This window comes from Vibrio sp. 1F253 (assembly GCF_041439295.1).
Lineage (GTDB): Bacteria > Pseudomonadota > Gammaproteobacteria > Enterobacterales > Vibrionaceae > Vibrio > Vibrio tasmaniensis_A.
Genome location: NZ_JBGONU010000008.1, coordinates 105,736 through 125,782 on the forward strand (window position 1 = coordinate 105,736; position 20,047 = coordinate 125,782).

A 20,047-nucleotide genomic window follows, 5' to 3' on the forward strand; every position below is an offset into this window, starting at 1 on the left:
GGCTAGATTAATGAACAAAGAAATTTTGGCGGTAGTAGAAGCTGTTTCTAATGAGAAAGCAGTTCCTCGTGAGCGTATTTTTGAAGCGCTTGAAATCGCGCTTGCAACGGCAACAAAAAAGAAAAGCGAACTAGAAATCGAAGTTCGTGTTGAGATTGACCGTAAAACGGGTAATTTCGAAACTTTCCGCCGTTGGGAAGCTGTTGAGGAAGTTGAATTCCCAACAAAAGAAATCTCTATTGAAGCTGCAAAGTACGATGATCCAGAGATCGAACTTGGCGGTTTCATTGAAGATGATATCGAATCAGTAACGTTTGACCGTATTACGACTCAAACAGCTAAGCAAGTTATCGTACAGAAAGTACGTGAAGCTGAACGCGCTCAAATCGTTGAACAGTTTATTGATAACGAAGGCGAGCTAGTCACTGGCGCAGTTAAGAAAGTTAACCGTGACACAGTGATTCTAGATCTAGGTAACAACGCTGAAGCGGTAATCCTTCGTGATGACCAACTTCCTCGTGAAAACTTCCGTCCAGGTGACCGTGTTCGTGGTCTTCTATACGCAGTTAAGCCAGAAGCTCGTGGCTTCCAGCTTTTTGTTACTCGTTCTAAACCAGAAATGCTAGCTGAACTATTCCGTGTTGAAGTGCCTGAGATTGGTGAAGAGCTAATTGAACTTAAAGGTGCTGCACGTGACGCTGGTTCTCGTGCTAAAATCGCCGTTAAAACAAACGACAAACGTATTGACCCTGTTGGTGCGTGTGTTGGTATGCGTGGCGCACGTGTACAAGCTGTATCTAACGACCTTGGCGGTGAGCGTATCGATATCGTGCTTTGGGATGATAATCCGGCGCAATTCGTTATCAATGCAATGGCTCCTGCTGATGTTGCTTCTATCATCGTTGATGAAGATACGCACTCAATGGACATCGCGGTTGAAGCTGACAACCTAGCGCAAGCTATCGGTCGTAGCGGTCAAAACGTACGTCTAGCGTCTCAACTTACTGGTTGGGAACTGAACGTAATGACTGTTGCTGATCTAGAGAAGAAGCACCAAGAAGAAGCTGTTGCTTCTATTGAAAACTTCATGAAGCACCTAGATATCGAAGAAGACTTTGCTCAAATGCTTGTTGAAGAAGGCTTCTCTACGCTTGAAGAAGTAGCCTACGTTCCTGTGAACGAGCTTCTTGAAGTAGATGGTCTAGATGAAGGTATCGTTGAAGAATTGCGTAACCGCGCGAAAGACGCACTGACAACTCTAGCGCTAGCGAAAGAAGAAACTTTCGATGGTGTTGAGCCAGCTGAAGACCTACTTGCACTTGAAGGTCTTGAGCGTGAAATGGCTTACAAGCTAGCAGCAAAAGGCGTTGCGACATTGGAAGACCTAGCTGACCAAGGCGTTGATGAACTAGAAGGCATCGAAGACCTAACTGCAGAGCGTGCAGGCGAGCTAATTATGGCTGCGCGTAACATCTGTTGGTTCGGCGACGAAGAATAATTCAGCAAGGAGAGAGAGCGGTATGACACAATTAACAGTTAAAGCACTGAGTGAAGAGATTGGTACGCCAGTTGACCGCTTAATTGAACAACTTGCTGATGCAGGCATGAAGAAAGCAGGGTCGGACCAAGTGACTGATTCAGAGAAGCAAACATTGCTAACGCACCTTAAAAAGGAGCACGGCGATACTTCTGGTGAAACAGAACCGACTCGTTTAACTCTTCAACGCAAGACCCGCAGCACGCTAAGTGTTGCCGCTGGAGGCGGTAAGAGTAAGGATGTTCAAGTTGAGGTACGTAAAAAGCGTACTTACGTGAAGCGCAGCACTATTGAAGATGAAGCGAAACGTGAAGCTGAGGAAGTAGCTAATCGTGAAGCGGAAGAGAAAGCACAACGCGATGCTGAAGAGCAAGCGAAACGTGATGCTGCAGAGAAAGCACAGCGCGAAGCCGAAGCAAAAGTAACACGTGAAGCGGATGCAAAACGTGAAGCTGAAGAGAAGGCTCAACGCGCACAAGCTGAAAAGGCTAAAAAAGACATGAATTCAAAAAACGCAGACGCTAACGCACAAGCGAAAAAAGAAGCGGATGAACTTAAAGCTCGTCAAGAGCAAGAAGCAACTCGTAAAGCCGAAGCTGAAGCAGCTAAGCTTGTTGAAGAAGCTCGTAAGTTAGCAGAAGAGAACCAAGAACGTTGGTCTGAAGAAGAGAAGAAGAAGAAAGAGCAAGAGAAATCTGCGGATTACCATGTGACGACTTCTACTTACGCTCGTGAAGCTGAAGATGCGGCAGACAAAAAAGATGAGAAAGCACCTCGTCGTCGCAAGAAGAAACCAGCTCCAGCAACTCAACCTGGCAATAACCGTGGTGGTCGTAACCAACGTGGTCGTGGCGGTAAAGGTAAGCTTGCTAAACCAACTTCAATGCAGCAAGGCTTCGATAAGTCAGCGACTGTTGCAAAATCTGACGTTGCTATCGGCGAAACTATCGTTGTTTCTGAACTGGCTAGCAAAATGTCAGTTAAAGCAACTGAAGTTATCAAAGTAATGATGAAGATGGGCGCTATGGCGACTATCAACCAAGTGATCGACCAAGAAACAGCACAACTTGTTGCTGAAGAAATGGGTCACAAGGTAATCCTACGTAAAGAAAACGAACTTGAAGAAGCAGTACTAGCTGACCGTGATAGCGATGCTATCGCTGAAGGTCGTGCTCCTGTTGTTACTATCATGGGTCACGTCGACCACGGTAAAACTTCAACACTTGACTACATTCGTAAAGCACACGTTGCTTCTGGCGAAGCTGGCGGTATCACGCAGCACATTGGTGCTTACCACGTAGATACTGACAACGGCATGATCACGTTCCTTGATACTCCTGGACACGCGGCCTTTACTGCTATGCGTGCTCGTGGTGCTCAAGCGACAGATATCGTTGTACTTGTTGTTGCTGCAGACGATGGCGTAATGCCACAAACAATCGAAGCAATCCAGCACGCGAAAGCGGCAGGCGTTCCTCTGATTGTTGCTGTGAACAAGATCGACAAAGAGGGTGCAAACCCAGACAACGTTAAGAATGAGCTAGCTCAATACGACGTTATCCCTGAAGAATGGGGCGGTGAGAACATCTTCGTTCACATCTCTGCAAAACAGGGTACAAACATTGATGGTCTTCTAGAGTCTATCCTTCTTCAGTCTGAAGTTCTTGAGCTTACAGCGGTTAAAGAAGGCATGGCATCTGGTGTTGTTGTTGAATCTCGTCTTGATAAAGGTCGCGGTCCAGTTGCAACAGTGCTAGTACAGTCTGGTACTCTAAACAAAGGCGATATCGTTCTTTGTGGTCAAGAGTACGGCCGTGTTCGTGCAATGCGTGATGAAAACGGTAAAGACATCGAAACTGCAGGTCCATCTATCCCTGTAGAAATTCTAGGTCTTTCTGGCGTTCCTGCTTCAGGTGATGAAGCGACTGTTGTACGTGATGAGCGTAAAGCTCGTGAAGTTGCAAACTACCGTCAAGGTAAATTCCGTGATGTTAAACTAGCTCGCCAACAAAAAGCGAAACTAGAGAACATGTTCGCGAACATGACGGCAGGCGAAGTTGCTGAACTTAACGTTGTACTTAAAGCTGACGTTCAAGGTTCTGTAGAAGCGATTGCTGACTCTCTACTGAAACTGTCAACTGACGAAGTTAAAGTGAACATCGTAGGTTCTGGTGTTGGTGGTATTACTGAAACTGACGCAACACTTGCTGCAGCTTCTAACGCTATCATCCTTGGTTTCAACGTTCGTGCTGACGCAACTGCGCGTAATACAGTTCAGAACGAAAACCTAGATCTACGTTACTACTCAATCATCTACCAACTAATTGACGAAGTGAAACAGGCAATGGGCGGTATGCTTGCTCCTGAATTCCGTCAAGAAATCATTGGTCTTGCACAAGTACGTGACGTATTTAAGTCGCCTAAACTTGGTGCAATCGCTGGTTGTATCGTTACTGAAGGTACGATTAAGCGTAGCAACCCAATCCGTGTACTTCGTGAAAACGTTGTTATCTACGAAGGTGAACTAGAGTCACTTCGTCGCTTTAAAGATGACGTTCAAGAAGTTAAGAATGGTTACGAGTGTGGTGTTGGCGTTAAGAACTACAACGACGTTCGCGTTGGTGACCAGATTGAAGTATTCGAAATCGTTGAGGTTAAACGTACTCTAGACTAATCAGTCTGTACGACTCGACATATTGACTAAGGTTACTAACATTACTAATAAAGGTAATAAGGTAATCGGTTGTTGAATACACCATGGGGGGCTGGTAATTACCAAGCCCCCCATCTTTCTAAGTGAGAAAAGAAAATGTCAAAAGAATTTAGCCGCACACAACGTGTGTCTCAGCAGCTTCAAAAGGAGCTTGCGCTTATCCTACAACGTGAAGTTCGTGACTCACGTATCGGTATGGTAACTATCTCAGACGTAGAAGTGTCTCGTGACCTTGCTTACGCAAAAGTGTTCGTTACTTTCCTATGTATCGGTGAGCAAACACCTGAATCATGTCTTGCTGCTCTTAAAGAGCATGAAGTGCCAGTTCGTAGGGCTCTTGGTAAGCGTATTCGTCACCGTCTAACGCCTGAAGTGCGTTTTACTTACGACAACACACTAGTAGAAGGCATGCGTATGTCTAACTTAGTAAGTGAAGTTTTAAACGACGATAAGCGTAAGCAAGAAGAGTCTGGCCGAACTGACGAAACTCAGTCTAAGGGCGAAGAGTAATGGCTCGCCGTCGTAAAGGTCGCCCTATCAACGGGGTAATTCTGTTAGATAAGCCAACGGGCATTTCGTCTAATGATGCACTGCAAAAAGTAAAACGTATTTACTTTGCAGAGAAGGCAGGGCACACCGGTGCTCTTGATCCTCTTGCGACTGGCATGCTGCCAATTTGTCTTGGTGAAGCAACGAAGTTTTCTCAGTTTCTATTAGATTCTGACAAGCGCTACGTAGTAATCGCTAAGCTTGGTGAGCGTACCAATACTTCTGACTCTGATGGTGAAGTGGTAGAGACACGAGATGTTAACGTGACTCAAGAGCAACTTGAACGCTGCATTGCAAGCTTCAAAGGGGAAACCGACCAGATTCCGTCAATGTTCTCAGCATTGAAGTATCAAGGTAAGCCTTTGTACGAATACGCACGTGCAGGTATCGAGGTGCCTCGTGAATCTCGTAAAATCACTGTTTACTCTATTGAACTGCTTCGCTTTGAAGGTGATGAAGTTGAGATGGAAGTGCATTGTTCAAAAGGCACTTACATCCGCACAATTACCGACGATCTTGGTGAAATGCTAGGTTGTGGTGCCCACGTGACCATGCTTCGCCGTACTGGTGTTGCTAAGTATCCGTACGATCGTATGGTGACTTTGGAGCAGTTGAACGAGATCCTAGAGCAAGCGCAGGCGCAAGAAATTGCACCCAAAGAACTGCTTGATCCACTATTAATGCCAATGGACACAGCCGTTGAAGACTTACCAGAAGTTAACTTAAACGCGGAACTGACTGACCTAGTTCAGCACGGTATGCCCGTTCAGGTTTCTGGTGCGCCAACTGAAGGTACGGTTCGCATGACAAGTGGTGAAGAGAAACTGTTTGTTGGTGTTGCTCAGATTGCTGAAGATGGCCGAGTTGCACCGAAGCGTTTGGTTGTTTTCAGAGATGAAGAGCCACAAGCATAACGCTGAAACCTAGTTAGGTATTGGCGCTTAGCCTGGAAAAGCGAATCAATAATATAGAAAGCGAGCCCTTAATTTTAATGGTTCGCTTTTTTCGTTTTTCATCAGTTCGATTGTTATTGCACCAACTCGTAAACTTCCCTATAATCCTCGGCTCGCGTAGCGGCTGAATCAGAGATTGGCTGCTACAAATATAAACTTACTCTTATCAGGAGAGATTTATGTCTCTGAATGCAGAAACTAAAGCAGCAATCGTTGCAGAATACGCACAATCTGAAGGCGACACAGGTTCACCAGAAGTACAAGTAGCACTACTTACTGCTTCTATCAACCACCTACAAGGTCACTTCAAAGCGCACAAACACGATCACCACAGCCGTCGTGGTCTATTACGTATGGTTTCTAGCCGTCGTAAGCTTCTTGATTACTTGAAAGGCAAAAACCTTACTCGTTACCAAGACCTAATCAAGCGTCTAGGCCTACGTCGCTAATAGCGATGTCTGCAAAGACAGTTTGAAGAAAAGGAGCATTTATGCTCCTTTTTTTGTGCCTGTTATATTTTTAATGTTAAAAATGAAGGTTCTCTGTGCGGTTAACCTGATTTTTAATCGTGAAAATGTCTCTTGCCAAGAAAATAGTTTATACTCTCGCACGCGAATAATTGTTTGATTATTTCGCACCCTAATTAGCTCAACAATAACAGTCACAGATGTCGGCCAATAGGTCGCGACTATTAAAAGCAGATGTTTAGTATGATTGAACTTTTCGTCTTTTTTTACTAGTCGCGATTAGTTATTGCTGAGCATTCATTCACTTATTCTGAAAAGAGATTTTCAGATGAAGGATATACAATGTTTGAAAAACCAGTTGTAAAGTCATTCCAGTACGGTAACCACACCGTTACTCTAGAAACGGGCGTAATGGCACGTCAAGCTACTGCTGCTGTAATGGCGACTATGGACGATACATCAGTATTCGTTTCTGTTGTTGCTAAAAAAGAAGCTGTTGCGGGTCAAGATTTCTTCCCTCTAACAGTTAACTACCAAGAGCGTACATACGCTGCGGGTAAAATCCCTGGTGGTTTCTTCAAGCGTGAAGGTCGTCCATCTGAAGGCGAAACACTAACAGCTCGTCTGATTGACCGTCCAATTCGTCCACTTTTCCCAAGTGCGTTTAAAAACGAAGTTCAAGTTATCGCTACGGTTGTTTCTATCAACCCTGACGTAAACCCAGACATGATCACTATGATCGCAACGTCTGCTGCACTTGCTATCTCTGGTGCTCCATTCAATGGTCCTATCGGTGCTGCACGTGTTGGTCACATCGACGGCGAACTTGTTCTTAACCCATCAAATACTGAGCTTGAAAACTCTAAACTAGACCTAGTTGTGTCTGGTACAGAAGGCGCAGTACTTATGGTTGAATCTGAAGCAGATAACCTATCTGAAGAAGAAATGCTTTCAGCTGTTGTTTACGGTCACGACCAACAACAAGTTGTAATCAAAGCAATCAACGAGTTTGCTGCTGAAGTTGCAACTCCATCTTGGAACTGGGAAGCGCCAGCAGTTAACACTGAGCTTAAAGCTCAAGTTGCTGAACTTGCTGAAACTCGTCTATCTGACGCGTACCAGATCACTGAGAAAATGGCTCGTTACGAGCAAGTTGGCGCAATCAAGAACGACACTGTTGAAGCTCTAATTGCACAAGACGAAAACCTAGATGAGCGCGAAATCCGCGGCATGCTTGGTTCTCTAGAGAAAAACGTAGTACGTAGCCGCATTATTGCTGGCAACCCACGTATTGATGGCCGTGAAAAAGACATGGTTCGTGCGCTAGACGTACGTACTGGTGTTCTTCCACGTACACACGGTTCTTCTCTATTCACTCGTGGTGAAACTCAAGCACTTGTTACTGCAACGCTTGGTACACAACGTGATGCACAAATCATCGATAGCCTAATGGGTGAGAAGAAAGACAACTTCCTTCTACACTACAACTTCCCTCCATACTGTGTAGGTGAGACTGGTTTCGTTGGTTCTCCTAAGCGTCGTGAAATTGGTCACGGTAAGCTTGCTAAACGTGGTATCCAAGCAGTAATGCCTTCTGTTGACGAATTCCCATACACAGTTCGTGTTGTATCGGAAATCACAGAATCTAACGGTTCTTCTTCAATGGCTTCTGTATGTGGTACATCTCTAGCACTTATGGATGCTGGTGTTCCAATCAAAGCTTCTGTTGCGGGTATCGCAATGGGTCTTGTTAAAGAAGGCGACGATTTCGTAGTTCTTTCTGACATCCTTGGCGACGAAGATCACCTAGGTGACATGGACTTTAAAGTAGCAGGTACTAACGCTGGTATCACTGCACTTCAAATGGACATCAAGATCGAAGGTATCACTAAAGAGATCATGCAAATTGCTCTTAACCAAGCGCAAGGTGCACGTAAGCACATCCTTTCTGTAATGGATGAAGCTATCTCAGGTGCTCGTGAAGATATCTCTGAATTCGCTCCACGTATCCACACAATGAAAATCAGCTCTGATAAGATCAAAGATGTTATCGGTAAAGGCGGCGCAGTTATCCGTGCTCTTTGTGAAGAAACAGGTACTACAATCGAAATCGAAGACGATGGCACAATCAAGATTGCTGCTACTGAAGGCGCAGCTGCTAAAGAAGCTATCCGTCGTATCGAAGAGATCACTGCTGAAGTTGAAGTTGGCCGCATTTACCAAGGTAAAGTTGCTCGTCTAGCTGACTTCGGTGCATTCGTTACTATCCTTCCAGGTAAAGATGGTCTAGTACACATCTCTCAAATCGCTGATAAGCGCGTTGAGAAAGTGTCTGACTACCTAACTGAAGGTCAAGAAGTACCAGTTAAGGTTCTTGAAATTGACCGTCAAGGCCGTGTACGTCTAAGCATGAAAGAAGCAGTTGAAACGCCAGCTGAAGGCGAAGCACCTGCTGCTGAGTAATTCTTAGCCTATTAATGGGACTATCGCTTTTTAGTGATTTCTAACCCATTGGTAAAAAAGCATGTTATAAAGGGGAGCATATCGCTCCCCTTTTTTATTGCGGTCATAACAGGAGTAATTATTTGTGAAATGGTTTCAAACCGCGGGTATGTGTTTACTGCTTGTACTAACAGGTTGTGCGACAACATCAGATAACACCTCACGTTGGGTTTATCCACCAATGGCTGTGCCGCTGCAACCAAGCGTTCAGCAAGAGGTTCAAATTGCACGTCTTAGTCAATTATTACAGCGCCCGGACTTGAACGATGAAGTTCGATCTAAGATGCTGTTTGAACGTGGTAACTACTACGACAGTGTTGGCCTGCGTGATTTAGCACGTCTTGATTTCAATCAGTCTCTTTCATTGAACCCCGCTCAACCTGATATCTTCAACCTTTTGGGTGTTTACTTTACGCAAGTAGGGGAGTTTGATGCCGCTTATGAATCTTTTGATTCTACGTTAGAGCTTGATCCTGCAAACTCTTACGCAGAAAGAAATCGCTCTATCGCACTCTACTACGGCGAACGTTATGATTTAGCCAATGAAGAGATGACGAAGCATTATACCGATGATCCAAGTGATCCATTCCGTGCGCTTTGGTTGTATATTATTCAGCACGAACTCACGCCAGAGCAAGCCAAGCTTGATTTGCAAAAACGTTACGAGAGCCGTGATGAGCAGTGGGGGTGGGTATTAGTCGCGATTATGCTTGATGACATTACTGAAGAGCAGGCTTTTAAGGCGATATTGACCGGTACTCGTGACAACACGTTACTTGCGCAGCGTCTAACTGAGACATATTTCTACCTTGCTAAGCGCTACCATATGAATGGGGACTACGCGAATGCGATCTCTCTGTACAAGTTGTCAGTGTCTTTCAATGTGTATGAATATGTAGAGCATCGTTACTCTTTCTTAGAGCTAAGCCGTATATTTACTACTCTTAAAGCCGAGCACTTAGCAAAAGTTAAGTTGGCTGAGGCCGAAGAAAAAGCCGACACAAAGTAAACGATATATTTTGATTCCGAAGAACCGCTGCCTGTCAGCGGTTTTTTTATGTTCCTTTTTTATGCTCCGTTTTTATAAACAAAAAAAGGGGGGCTCGCTTTTGATTGCTTTTGATTTAAATAATAATAAAATAGTTAGCCTTGCTAACTAAATGCGATTCTTGATTAGGTGAGTATGCTGAACCAGAATTTAGAAAAGATTGAGCGCTTCGCCTCTAAGATATGGCGCACTCAGGTAAATGAAGATCCTATTTGCCAATTGAGCTTCAATGAGTATGACTATTTGAAGGTCATCCAAGCCTCTCCTGAACCGATCCGATTGACTGATCTGGCGATTGAGATGCAGGTTACAAAGCCTTCAGCAACCACTATGGTTCAGAGACTAGAGAGAAAGGGGCTTGTTGAGCGTAAAGTTTCGCTCGAAGATGCGAGGTCTAAGTTGGTCGTATTGACCAGCAAAGCTGAAGTCGGCTTAGAAGAAGAAAGTAAGATCTATCAGGTCATGGCACAGATATTGGAAAGTCGTTTGTCTGAGCAAGAGTCTCAGCAGCTAAACCTGTTATTAAATAAAGCTTTGAAGTAAATAATTTAGATATTTAGTTAGCCTTGTTAACTAATTTTTCGAGTCATATCTTGTTGATATGCGACTCACAGATGAAAGTAGAGTAAGAAATGAGTAACTCAATTAGTCGTCAGTTTTGGCGATACACAATCCCTACTGTGGCTGCCATGTTGGTTAATGGCCTTTACCAAGTGGTGGATGGCATCTTCATTGGCCGCTATGTGGGGGCTGATGGACTTGCAGGTATCAATGTTGCGTGGCCTGTGATTGGTTCGATTCTCGGTATTGGTATGTTGGTGGGTGTAGGTACAGGTGCGCTTGTCTCGATTCGCCAAGGTGAAAAAGATACTCAAGGCGCTAAGGAGATCTTAGCAACAGGTTTAACCTTGTTGTTGGCGATAACACCTATTGTTTCTGCATTGCTGTTTTTGTTTGCTGATAACTTCTTGCTTTGGCAGGGCGCAGAAGGGAGAGTGTATGAACTTGGCCTGCAATACTTACACATTCTGATTGGCGCGAGTGTCTTCACGCTAGGTTCGATCGCTATGCCGTTTTTACTGCGTAACGATGACAGCCCTAACTTAGCCACCATACTGATGATTGTCGGTGCGGTGATCAATATAGCTCTGGATTATCTGTTTATTGCTCAGTTTGGTTGGGAGTTGAAAGGTGCAGCACTGGCAACCGCGATTGCTCAGTTTGTAGTAACCGGTTTGGGGTTAGCTTACTTCTTCTCACGTCGAGCAAACCTGCGCTTGCGTTGGAATGAACTGAGACTGAAGTTATCGGTAATTCCTGAAATCTTCGCTATCGGTACATCAAGCTTCTTTATGTATGCGTATGGTTCGATGATGCTTGCGCTGCACAATGCGTTGTTCTCTCAATATGGCGACCAGTTGATGATTGGTGCTTACGCGATTTTGGGCTACATAGTGACGGTTTATTATCTCACAGCTGAAGGCATCGCCAACGGCATGCAACCATTGGTGAGTTATAACCATGGTGCGCGTAACCAAGCGAATATCCGTAAGCTACTTAAGATTGCGATGATGAGTTCGGTATTGATTGGTGTGGCGTTCGTGCTGCTTCTGAACGCGTTCCCACGTGAGTTTGTGTCAGTCTTTAACTCAGATGAACCTCAGCTAGTCGAGTACACCGTGTTGGGTATTCGATTACACATGTTTGCACTGGCGCTTGATGGTTTCTTAGTGGTAGCGGGTGCTTACTATCAGGCGGTCAACAAAGGCAGTAAAGCGATGTTTGTCATGCTAGGTAATATGCTTATCCAGTTACCTTTCTTGTACATTATGCCTAAGTTGTACGGTGTGCCGGGGATCTGGGTTGCGTACCCACTGTCTAATATTGCGCTAAGCGTGGTGGTGATGGTGATGCTCTACAAAGATGTAAAGAAGCTCGATGTCTCACCGATGAATACAGCGGCGGCATAGGTCGTATTTCTTAAGTAGAATTAAAAAGGTCTAGCGAATGCTAGACCTTTTTGTCTCTGTGGCTGATGGGTTTAACTCTAGAAACTAGATGTTTTTAACGTCTAAACCCGCAAGCTGATGCCAGTAGCCATTGCACTGGCGGCTTTCAATCTTCATTGGTTTTTGACCTTGCTCGTTCGCTCTGAAGTTATTGATTTCAGAGAAAGTGTCGATACCCAATGGACTCAGGCGAACGACATCGACCAAGTCATGCATGCTCGGTAGATCATTGACTAGGTTGTAGCAGTAACCTGATTGCGTCTGGATACCATTAAGGTTAAATACCGATTGGCCTTCTTGGCTTTCGACCTGTAGACCTGTTGGGTATTTGATGCAGCAGGTTTCGCAATCGTCTTTGGCTTTGTTCTCTGCTCGGGCTGTAAAGCAACGTGCAGAGTAAGCAAGAGGTAAGTAGCCATGGCTAAACACTTCTACTTCGAACTTATTACGAATATTAAGCTCTTCGCACTGTTTCATTACGTTGCTTAGCCACTCGCGAGAAAGCTCAACGGGCATACACCAACGCGTCATACCTTGTTTCAAGAACAGGTTCAGAGTGCGTGCATTGTAGGTGTTCACCGCAGGGCCAACAACAAAAGGCACCTTACTTTCACTTGCCAGTTGAATCGCAGATACATCATTGGCTTCAATGGCGAAGTCACCGTTATCAATGTACTTCTTCATGATGTTGACTTCGCTTGGGGCTTCTAGCAATGCCATGGTTGAAAGTACCACTTGCTTACCTGAATCAGACAGCTCTTTTGCTATGTCCATCCAGTGTTTTGCTTTCATCTCACGGCGCTTTGAGCACACCGCTTCACCGAGGTAGATGATGTCGGCAGAGCTTGATTTTGCTTGCTCATAGAAGCTTTCAACATCTTGTTTTGGCCAAAAATAAAGTAGAGGGCCTAATGCGTATTTCATTGAGTTCTCCATTTGGCTCTATTGCCATTTACGGTGGTAAGCGCCAAGCGTGGTTTGTGTACCTTCAGATACATTCGCCAGTGTCGCATTCCAAGCTTGTTCCACTTGGTATTGTTCAGGGTTCGCTAAGTAGCGATCGATGGCTGCGCGCCAAGTGCGAGTGACTTGCTCGACATAAGCAGGGCTACGTTGGCGACCTTCAATCTTCACAGAAGCAACATTCGCGGCGAAAAGCTCAGGCAACATAGATAGTGTGTTAAGGCTAGTTGGCTCTTCAAGTGCGTGATAACGCTTTCGCTCACCATCTACTTCTGCTTCAAATCGGCCTTTACATAGCGTTGGGTAACCTGCGTTCTCACCTGCTTCATACTTGTCGATAAGGATTTCGTTCAAGCGAGATTCAAGTCCGCCATCCGTTTCTTGCCAGCGAACGTATTTTGCTGGAGAACATGCCCCAACCGTATTTGGCGATTCACCCGTCATGTATGAAGAGAGGTAGCAACGGCCTTCTGCCATGATACATAAGCTACCAAAAGCGAATACTTCGAGGTCAACGTCAGAAGTGATGTTACGAGAAAGCTGTTTGACCTGATGGATCGACAATACGCGCGGCAATACCACACGCTTAACGTTGAAATTTTTATGATAGAAGTCGATAGCGGCTGCATTGGTCGCAGATGCTTGTACTGATAAGTGCAGCTCTAGTTCTGGATATTTATTTGCAGCGTACTCGAGCACCGCAATGTCAGCGATGATCAGCGCATCAACGCCTAGTGCGGCGGCGTTATCTACAGCGTTAGTCCAGCGTTCAAAGCCGTTTGGGTGAGCAAAAGTATTTAAGGCAACGTGAATTTTCTTGTTGCGGTCATGCACATACTGCACAGCACGATCGAGCTTTTTACCCGCAAAGTTAAGGCCTGCGAAGTGTCGGGCATTCGTATCGTCTTTGAATCCGATATAGACAGCATCCGCACCGCAATCAATAGCGGTTTTCAAAGCAGGTAAGTTACCCGCTGGGCATAAGAGTTCCATTTGCTCACTACCAATAGAATAAAATTGAAGCGAGTATTTTATGAAGAATTATGAATGACGGAATTGATGTAAGGCAGGTTTAGATGGATAAATCTGCTTTTACCCCATTTGAGGTACTGACGAATGGCGAATTTACGCTTTAGCTTGGTGTTGGAGGGCGTGTTTAATTAATTCTTGTGACGACGGTTTTGGGCGAACAGTTCTTCAACCTCTTGTTTTGGTTGAGGGCGATAGAAGTGGAAACCTTGAATTGAACCACAGTTGAGGTTAGACAGCAGAGTTGCTTGTTCACTGGTTTCGACACCCTCTGCAACCACGGTTAAATCGAGAGATTTCCCAAGGTTGATGATGTTTTCAATTACGGTAATTTGCTTTGGTAAGGTATCGATATCTGAGATAAAAGCCCGGTCAATTTTAAGCTCATCAATCGGAAAGCGAGCAAGGTAAGATAGAGAAGAGTAACCCGTACCAAAGTCATCGATGGATAACGCAAAGCCAAGTCTCTTAATCGCGTTCAGCATTTGAAGCGTGTGCTCACTATCACTCATTACGGCACTTTCTGTAAGCTCAAAGGTAATCGCACTTGGATCTAGCTCAGTAGAACGCAGCAACTTCTCCATGAAATCAATCAATTTTGGATTACCAAACTGCTCTGGTGAAAGGTTGATCGCGACGCGACCAGGTAAAATACCTTGCATCTTCCAACGTTTCACCGTGGCAAATACTTCGCGCATTACCACACGACCAAGTTGTTCAATAAGGCCAGCACGTTCCGCTACTGGAATAAATGCGGCAGGGCTAATATAACCTTCTACAGGGTGCTTCCAACGTACCAGAGCTTCTGCTCCGTTAATGGTGAAGTCACGCGCATTTACTTTTGGTTGGTACCAAACCTCAAGCCCGTTCTGTTGCAGTGCTTTTTGCAGTTCTATCTCAAGCCACAGTCGCATTCGCGCTTCTTTGTTCATCTGTTCGTTGAACTTGATCAGGCGGTTGCGTCCACGATCCTTAGCTTCATACATTGCGGTGTCAGCATTCTGTAGCAAGATACGTGCGTCACTGCCATCGTGAGGAAAGCTCACACTACCAATCGAGCAGGCTAAACGCTTACTAAAATGGTGGAGATCGAAGGGTTGGTTGATCAGAGATATGATCTTTTCAGAGAGTATTTCAGGTGTTCGTGGGTGTTCAGGCTCAGGTAGAATAATACCAAATTCATCACCGCCTAAATGGCCAATAATAGCTTGACGAGGCAGTTGTCGTTTTAAGCGAGATGCGACCTCTTTAATCACTTTATCACCGATGTGGTGGCCAAGTGAGTCATTGATATTTTTGAAGTTATCGATGTCTAAGTAGAGCATCACAACAGGGGTCTTGTTGTGAATGAACTGCTCAAGGCTTTTGGTAAACCCAAGTCGGTTGTAGAGCTTAGTCAGTGTATCGATGTAGGCATCTTCACTGTTAGCGGGTGTGTATTGTTTTGTTGTTTCTTGAGCGTCTTGAATAAGTACGAGTTGGGTACTGCTTCCAAGAATGACCGTCGAGTCGATATTTAACTGAACTTTACGTTCAAAGCCACATCGAGCACCCGTTAAACAAACCAAGCCAGACTCAGAAATAATGGAGCTGAGGTCATTATTAAAGACTGTTTTGGTTTGTTCATCGATAAATAATCGGCCTAACTCTTCGCCAATCAATTCTGTGGTGGAGTTAAAACCAAGTAAGCGTGCAGCTGCAGGGTTCGAAGACAGAATGTAGTCGTTTTCAACTAATAGCAATCCGTCTGGGAGCAGGTGAGATAGCTTGTGGAATTTCGCTTCAGACTCTTCTAAAGAACGGACAAGTACTTGGTTTTCAGATGTATCGAAGGCGTGAAAGATGATGTATTCAGTCTTTTTACCATTGGTAAGCGGAGATAGGCTGAAATGAAGGCTAGTGTCTAAAGCCGTTTCGTTTAGGGTGATTTCCGCCTCAATTGTTTCGCCATTGAATGCACGCTCATAGTAAGGCTTAAGGTGTTGGTAGAATTGCTCGCCCAAGGTTTGGCGGTCATTCATGCCTACAAGCTCTGTTTTACTTAAACCAGCAATATCACAGTAACGCTCATTCACCATAAAATAGTTATGTTGAGCATCAAGTACCGCAAAAAAGAACGGGCTGTTTGCAGTAAGCTGTGTAAACCAATGTTGTAGTTGCTGGGGAGGCATCAAAGTACTACCAATTCTCCAAGAGCTTGAATATTCACTATCGATAAACATTGATTGCTTTTTGTTCAGCTATCGATGTTTACTTGTGAGTGCAGCGATTCGCTGTGATTTTCATGACCAGAGTTACTATAACTGTGATTATCAATATATTAAAGGTCGAGCATCAAACTGAATTAATTTGATACATAACAGTAACTGAGATCTCAACATCATCTATGATGCTTTCTATATTATTGACAAAGTTACGGATAAGTCACGTGATAAACAAGATACGCACTCAACTAGTTCAAAATGCCGCATCAATTTTGCGATCTCCAGTCCAGTTATTACCAAAATCAGTACAAAAAAAAGCCTTATTAGAAGCATTGAAAAATGTATTCAAGGAGGCTTTAGAGGATGGTGATTTTGAGTTCTTAGAAGACAAGTGGCTTAAAGTTTCAATAAAAGATATGGGGTTAAGTTGGTGTATTAGCTACAAAAATGAGCAACTAGTTGTCGCTGATAAAGAGGTCAATGAAGATGTGAGTTTTAGTGGCAATCTAAATGATCTCGTGTTGATTGCTGGGCGAAAAGAAGACCCAGATACGCTTTTCTTCCAACGTCGACTGTCTATTGAGGGCGATACCGAGCTAGGCTTGGAAGTGAAAAATTTGATGGATAGCGTCGATTTAGACTTATTGCCGACTCCTATGAAAACTTTGTTAAATCAATTAGCTGATTTTGTGCAGAAGGGAGTACAATCCCCAGATACACAAAGTGAGGTAATGAATGCTTATTCGAACTGAAGCACCGGCAGATATACTTGTCATCGATCGTTTATTGAAATCTGTTTTTGAAACGGATGCAGAAGCTAATTTGGTTATGAGCTTGCGTGAGAATAGCCATTTAACGCTATCGCTGGTGGCTTGTTCTGATGAAGGGGAGGTGGTTGGTCACCTGATGTTTAGCCCTCTTACTCTTGATGGTGACGATCATAACTGGCAGGGGCTCGCACCTCTCGCCGTGAAAGAAGAGTTCCGCAATCAAGGCATTGCCAAATCACTGGTTGAAGACGCATTTTCTACTTTGGTAGATTTTGGTTACCCAGCCTGTGTTGTACTCGGTGAGCCTGCTTACTACGGTCGTTTTGGTTTCAAGGCGGCGAGCGAATTTGGCCTGAGTTGTGTTTGGGATGTGCCTGAAGGCGCTTTTCAAGCGATTGAGTTGGTAGAAGGGGCGTTTGCTGGGCATTCTGGTGAAATTGCTTACAGCCCAGAGTTCAACGACTTATAAGCTGATTTACCACTCAATAAGATACAAACTGATTTAGTCTAAATAAAGGAGCTTGATGCTCCTTTATTTTTTGTTAGTATCAGCCCCAATGAGCACCGTTTAAGTTCACTCGAAGAATATTAATACCAACAAACCAAAGGTTACGACCGCTAGATATGTCACAAACACACGCGCAATATCTACAAGAGATGGGCATTAGCCAATGGGAGTTAAGTCACCCAGAGCGTTTGGCTGGTTATGAATCTGAATTGACTCTGTTATCGAATGATTGCAAGTTACTGTTGGTTTCACCAGAAAAACCTCAGGATGATCTCGCCGTGATGTTTGAGCGAGTACTCAAAAGTATCAAGCTCGACTTATCTCAAGCTTTACACCTTCAACCGCAACACTTGTCTGCTGTGGATTTAAGTTCGGTTGAATGGGTATGGTTTGCTGGTTGCGAATCTGCCCATGAACTGAAGGCAAAAACACTTCAATCTCCATTACTGTCTGACATTAACGGTAATAACCAACATCGCCGCGACTTATGGCAACAAATTTGTGCTTATGACTAATCAACTTTTACCCACTTCAGAACAACACCTAGACGCAATTTGGCAAATTGAGCAGACCGCGCATTCTCATCCTTGGTCTGAAAATATGATCCGTGATCTTAATAGTCGTGGAGGCAGCCACCGTGTTTTAGAAGTCGATGGAAAGGTTGTCGGCTATTTCTATGCTCAGAACATTGTCGGTGAGGTTACTTTGCTGACGATAGCGGTTGACCCTAAGCAGCAAGGCAAAGGTTACGGTAAGGCTTTGGTTGAGCACTTTCTCGATATGTGTGAACAAGCTGACGCGGAAAGTGCTTGGCTGGAAGTTCGCGAAAGTAATGTGAATGCTTTTAATCTTTACGAGAAGGCTGGCTTTAATGAAGTCGACCGCCGTCGTAACTATTATCCAACCAAGCAAGGCAACGAAGACGCCATCATTATGAGCTATCTTTTTATGTCTTTTAGCTAGTCATGTTACGTCTTTTCGCGAACTAGACGCTAGCTCCGGAATGAGCCACAAAATAGGGTGTAAACTGACCCTTTAGAAAGTGACACGCTTTCTGTATAATCCGCACACAGAATTCAAGGGCAAGTATTATCTACTTGCCCTTTTTACGCTTTAGATCAGCAAAGGGCGACTATGTCTTTCCAACAAGAAGTGAGCAAACGTAGAACGTTTGCGATTATCTCTCACCCGGATGCGGGTAAAACCACGATTACTGAAAAAGTTCTTTTATTCGGAAACGCGATTCAAAAAGCGGGTACCGTAAAAGGCCGTGGCTCTAACCAGCACGCTAAATCTGACTGGATGGAGATGGAAAAAGAACGTGGTATCTCGGTAACTACGTCTGTAATGCAATTCCCATACAACGATTGTCTAGTCAACCTACTCGATACTCCTGGACACGAAGATTTCTCGGAAGATACGTACCGTACATTAACCGCGGTTGACTCTTGTTTGATGGTTATCGATGCTGCGAAAGGTGTCGAGGATCGTACTCGTAAACTGATGGAAGTAACGCGTCTACGTGATACACCAATCGTAACGTTTATGAACAAACTTGACCGTGATGTTCGTGACCCAATGGAAGTGCTAGATGAAGTGGAAAGCGAGCTAGGTATGGCTTGTGCTCCAATCTCTTGGCCTATCGGTTGTGGTAAAGAGTTTAAAGGCGTTTACCACATTCACCGTGATGAAACGATCTTGTATGAATCTGGCCACGGCCATGAGATCCAAGAAGTTCGCATTATCAAAGGTCTAGATAACCCTGAACTAGACGAAGCTGTTGGCGAAGATCTGGCGAGCAGCGTTCGTGAAGAGCTTGAATTGGTTATTGGCGCATGTCCTGAGTTTGATCACGAACTATTCCTTGCTGGCGAGTTGACTCCAGTTTACTTCGGTACTGCATTGGGTAACTTCGGTGTTGACCATATGCTTGATGGCCTAACTCGATGGGCTCCTGCGCCTCAAACACGTCAAGCAAATGAGCGTGATGTTGAAGCGACTGAAGAGAAGTTCTCTGGTTTCGTATTTAAGATCCAAGCAAACATGGATCCAAAACACCGTGACCGTATCGCATTCATGCGTATCGTATCGGGTACTTACGACCAAGGTATGAAGATGAACCATGTTCGTACTGGTAAGAACGTCAGTATCTCTGATGCAGTAACCTTCATGGCGGGTGACCGTGCTCGTGCTGAAAAAGCATACGCGGGTGACATAATTGGTCTGCATAACCACGGCACAATTCAGATTGGCGATACCTTTACTCAAGGCGAAAGCTTGAAGTTCGCAGGTATTCCTAACTTTGCGCCTGAGCTATTCCGTCGTATTCGTCTGCGCGATCCATTGAAGCAGAAGCAACTTCTAAAAGGCTTGGTTCAGCTTTCTGAAGAGGGCGCGGTTCAAGTATTCCGTCCTTTGCAAAATAACGATCTGATCGTTGGTGCAGTTGGTGTACTTCAGTTTGATGTGGTTGTAGCGCGCTTGAAAGCGGAATACAACGTTGAAGCGATTTACGAAGGTGTGAACGTTGCAACTGCACGTTGGGTTGAGTGTGATGACGCTAAGAAACTAGAAGAGTTCAAACGTAAGAGCCAAGCTAACCTAGCGTTAGATGGTGGTGATAACCTATCTTACATCGCACCGACTATGGTGAATTTGAACCTAGCTTCTGAACGTTTCCCAGAAGTTCAGTTCCGAGCGACGCGCGAGCACTAATCACTCTGCGCTCTATTCGAGTTAAACAAAAACGTCTATTGTTCTGCAATAGGCGTTTTTTTATTCGTGTCATTTGAGGT

The 20,047-nt window shown here is 44.6% G+C and carries 17 protein-coding genes; 14 read left to right on the forward strand and 3 right to left on the reverse strand.

The features are described from left to right. The first annotated feature begins 10 nt into the window (after positions 1-10). The 9 genes from nusA to ACED28_RS06595 all read left to right on the forward strand — a co-directional run bounded on the left by nusA (position 11) and on the right by ACED28_RS06595 (position 11,739). Positions 11-1,498, forward strand: coding sequence for a transcription termination factor NusA (nusA, locus tag ACED28_RS06555; RefSeq protein ID WP_009847542.1), 1,488 nt, complete (start codon positions 11-13; stop codon positions 1,496-1,498). Between the two features lie 22 nt (positions 1,499-1,520). After that, positions 1,521-4,211 (forward strand): translation initiation factor IF-2, encoded by a 2,691-nt coding sequence (infB, locus tag ACED28_RS06560; protein WP_009847541.1) that lies wholly within the window; start codon positions 1,521-1,523, stop codon positions 4,209-4,211. A 135-nt stretch (positions 4,212-4,346) separates the two neighbouring features. Continuing rightward, the gene (rbfA, locus tag ACED28_RS06565; RefSeq protein WP_371709524.1) at positions 4,347-4,760 is read left to right on the forward strand and encodes a 30S ribosome-binding factor RbfA; all 414 of its coding nucleotides are present in this window, start codon (positions 4,347-4,349) and stop codon (positions 4,758-4,760) included. Continuing rightward, positions 4,760-5,713 carry a tRNA pseudouridine(55) synthase TruB gene (gene truB / locus ACED28_RS06570; protein ID WP_012604702.1) on the forward strand — a complete coding sequence of 318 codons (954 nt, stop codon included), beginning with the start codon at positions 4,760-4,762 and terminating at the stop codon, positions 5,711-5,713. Before rbfA ends, truB begins: the two co-directional genes overlap by 1 nt. A gap of 218 nt (positions 5,714-5,931) precedes the next feature. Then, positions 5,932-6,201 (forward strand): 30S ribosomal protein S15, encoded by a 270-nt coding sequence (rpsO, locus tag ACED28_RS06575; protein WP_004734493.1) that lies wholly within the window; start codon positions 5,932-5,934, stop codon positions 6,199-6,201. A gap of 360 nt (positions 6,202-6,561) precedes the next feature. After that, complete coding sequence (gene pnp / locus ACED28_RS06580) at positions 6,562-8,682, forward strand: polyribonucleotide nucleotidyltransferase (protein ID WP_012604701.1); 2,121 nt, start codon at positions 6,562-6,564, stop codon at positions 8,680-8,682. 124 nt (positions 8,683-8,806) lie between these two features. Further along, positions 8,807-9,730, forward strand: coding sequence for a lipoprotein NlpI (gene nlpI, locus ACED28_RS06585; protein WP_135444201.1), 924 nt, complete (start codon positions 8,807-8,809; stop codon positions 9,728-9,730). A 174-nt stretch (positions 9,731-9,904) separates the two neighbouring features. After that, the gene (locus ACED28_RS06590; protein WP_371709525.1) at positions 9,905-10,312 is read left to right on the forward strand and encodes a MarR family winged helix-turn-helix transcriptional regulator; all 408 of its coding nucleotides are present in this window, start codon (positions 9,905-9,907) and stop codon (positions 10,310-10,312) included. Positions 10,313-10,401: 89 nt separating this feature from the next. Continuing rightward, on the forward strand, positions 10,402-11,739 hold the full coding sequence (locus ACED28_RS06595; RefSeq protein WP_371709526.1) for an MATE family efflux transporter: 1,338 nt from the start codon (positions 10,402-10,404) through the stop codon (positions 11,737-11,739). A gap of 84 nt (positions 11,740-11,823) precedes the next feature. Here ACED28_RS06595 and ACED28_RS06600 read toward each other — a convergent pair whose 3' ends face one another. From ACED28_RS06600 to ACED28_RS06610, 3 genes are all read right to left on the reverse strand, one after another. After that, entirely contained in the window at positions 11,824-12,702 is an 879-nt protein-coding gene (locus ACED28_RS06600; RefSeq protein WP_009847534.1) for a U32 family peptidase, read from the reverse strand. Positions 12,703-12,720: 18 nt separating this feature from the next. Beyond that, a complete protein-coding gene (locus tag ACED28_RS06605) occupies positions 12,721-13,734 on the reverse strand; it encodes a peptidase U32 family protein (protein WP_009847533.1) in 1,014 nt (337 codons plus the stop codon). Positions 13,735-13,901: 167 nt separating this feature from the next. Next, the gene (locus ACED28_RS06610; protein ID WP_009847532.1) at positions 13,902-15,941 is read right to left on the reverse strand and encodes a bifunctional diguanylate cyclase/phosphodiesterase; all 2,040 of its coding nucleotides are present in this window, start codon (positions 15,939-15,941) and stop codon (positions 13,902-13,904) included. Positions 15,942-16,198: 257 nt separating this feature from the next. On the opposite strand from ACED28_RS06610, the gene ACED28_RS06615 reads away from it, so the two are divergent. The 5 genes from ACED28_RS06615 to prfC all read left to right on the forward strand — a co-directional run bounded on the left by ACED28_RS06615 (position 16,199) and on the right by prfC (position 19,967). Beyond that, the gene (locus ACED28_RS06615; protein WP_009847531.1) at positions 16,199-16,726 is read left to right on the forward strand and encodes an SCP2 domain-containing protein; all 528 of its coding nucleotides are present in this window, start codon (positions 16,199-16,201) and stop codon (positions 16,724-16,726) included. Continuing rightward, positions 16,710-17,213, forward strand: coding sequence for a GNAT family N-acetyltransferase (locus tag ACED28_RS06620; RefSeq protein WP_371709527.1), 504 nt, complete (start codon positions 16,710-16,712; stop codon positions 17,211-17,213). Before ACED28_RS06615 ends, ACED28_RS06620 begins: the two co-directional genes overlap by 17 nt. Before the next feature lie 155 nt (positions 17,214-17,368). Beyond that, entirely contained in the window at positions 17,369-17,767 is a 399-nt protein-coding gene (locus ACED28_RS06625; protein ID WP_009847529.1) for a DNA polymerase III subunit psi, read from the forward strand. Next, positions 17,760-18,215, forward strand: a complete 456-nt coding sequence (gene rimI, locus ACED28_RS06630) for a ribosomal protein S18-alanine N-acetyltransferase (protein WP_029222735.1) — start codon at positions 17,760-17,762, stop codon at positions 18,213-18,215. Before ACED28_RS06625 ends, rimI begins: the two co-directional genes overlap by 8 nt. Positions 18,216-18,386: 171 nt before the next feature. Then, entirely contained in the window at positions 18,387-19,967 is a 1,581-nt protein-coding gene (gene prfC, locus ACED28_RS06635; protein WP_012604694.1) for a peptide chain release factor 3, read from the forward strand. The last annotated feature ends 80 nt before the right edge of the window (positions 19,968-20,047 follow it).

Bases quoted from the DNA above. Each gene is read 5' to 3' on its own strand.
- ACED28_RS06605 (WP_009847533.1), bottom strand. From the start codon at position 13,734: ATGGAACTCTTATGCCCAGCGGGTAACTTACCTGCTTTGAAAACCGCT.
- pnp (WP_012604701.1), top strand. From the start codon at position 6,562: ATGTTTGAAAAACCAGTTGTAAAGTCATTCCAGTACGGTAACCACACC.
- rimI (WP_029222735.1), top strand. From the start codon at position 17,760: ATGACTAATCAACTTTTACCCACTTCAGAACAACACCTAGACGCAATT.
- nusA (WP_009847542.1), top strand. From the start codon at position 11: ATGAACAAAGAAATTTTGGCGGTAGTAGAAGCTGTTTCTAATGAGAAA.
- truB (WP_012604702.1), top strand. From the start codon at position 4,760: ATGGCTCGCCGTCGTAAAGGTCGCCCTATCAACGGGGTAATTCTGTTA.
- ACED28_RS06600 (WP_009847534.1), bottom strand. From the start codon at position 12,702: ATGAAATACGCATTAGGCCCTCTACTTTATTTTTGGCCAAAACAAGAT.
- ACED28_RS06620 (WP_371709527.1), top strand. From the start codon at position 16,710: ATGCTTATTCGAACTGAAGCACCGGCAGATATACTTGTCATCGATCGT.
- rpsO (WP_004734493.1), top strand. From the start codon at position 5,932: ATGTCTCTGAATGCAGAAACTAAAGCAGCAATCGTTGCAGAATACGCA.
- ACED28_RS06590 (WP_371709525.1), top strand. From the start codon at position 9,905: ATGCTGAACCAGAATTTAGAAAAGATTGAGCGCTTCGCCTCTAAGATA.
- prfC (WP_012604694.1), top strand. From the start codon at position 18,387: ATGTCTTTCCAACAAGAAGTGAGCAAACGTAGAACGTTTGCGATTATC.
- rbfA (WP_371709524.1), top strand. From the start codon at position 4,347: ATGTCAAAAGAATTTAGCCGCACACAACGTGTGTCTCAGCAGCTTCAA.
- infB (WP_009847541.1), top strand. From the start codon at position 1,521: ATGACACAATTAACAGTTAAAGCACTGAGTGAAGAGATTGGTACGCCA.
- ACED28_RS06625 (WP_009847529.1), top strand. From the start codon at position 17,369: ATGTCACAAACACACGCGCAATATCTACAAGAGATGGGCATTAGCCAA.
- ACED28_RS06610 (WP_009847532.1), bottom strand. From the start codon at position 15,941: ATGCCTCCCCAGCAACTACAACATTGGTTTACACAGCTTACTGCAAAC.
- ACED28_RS06595 (WP_371709526.1), top strand. From the start codon at position 10,402: ATGAGTAACTCAATTAGTCGTCAGTTTTGGCGATACACAATCCCTACT.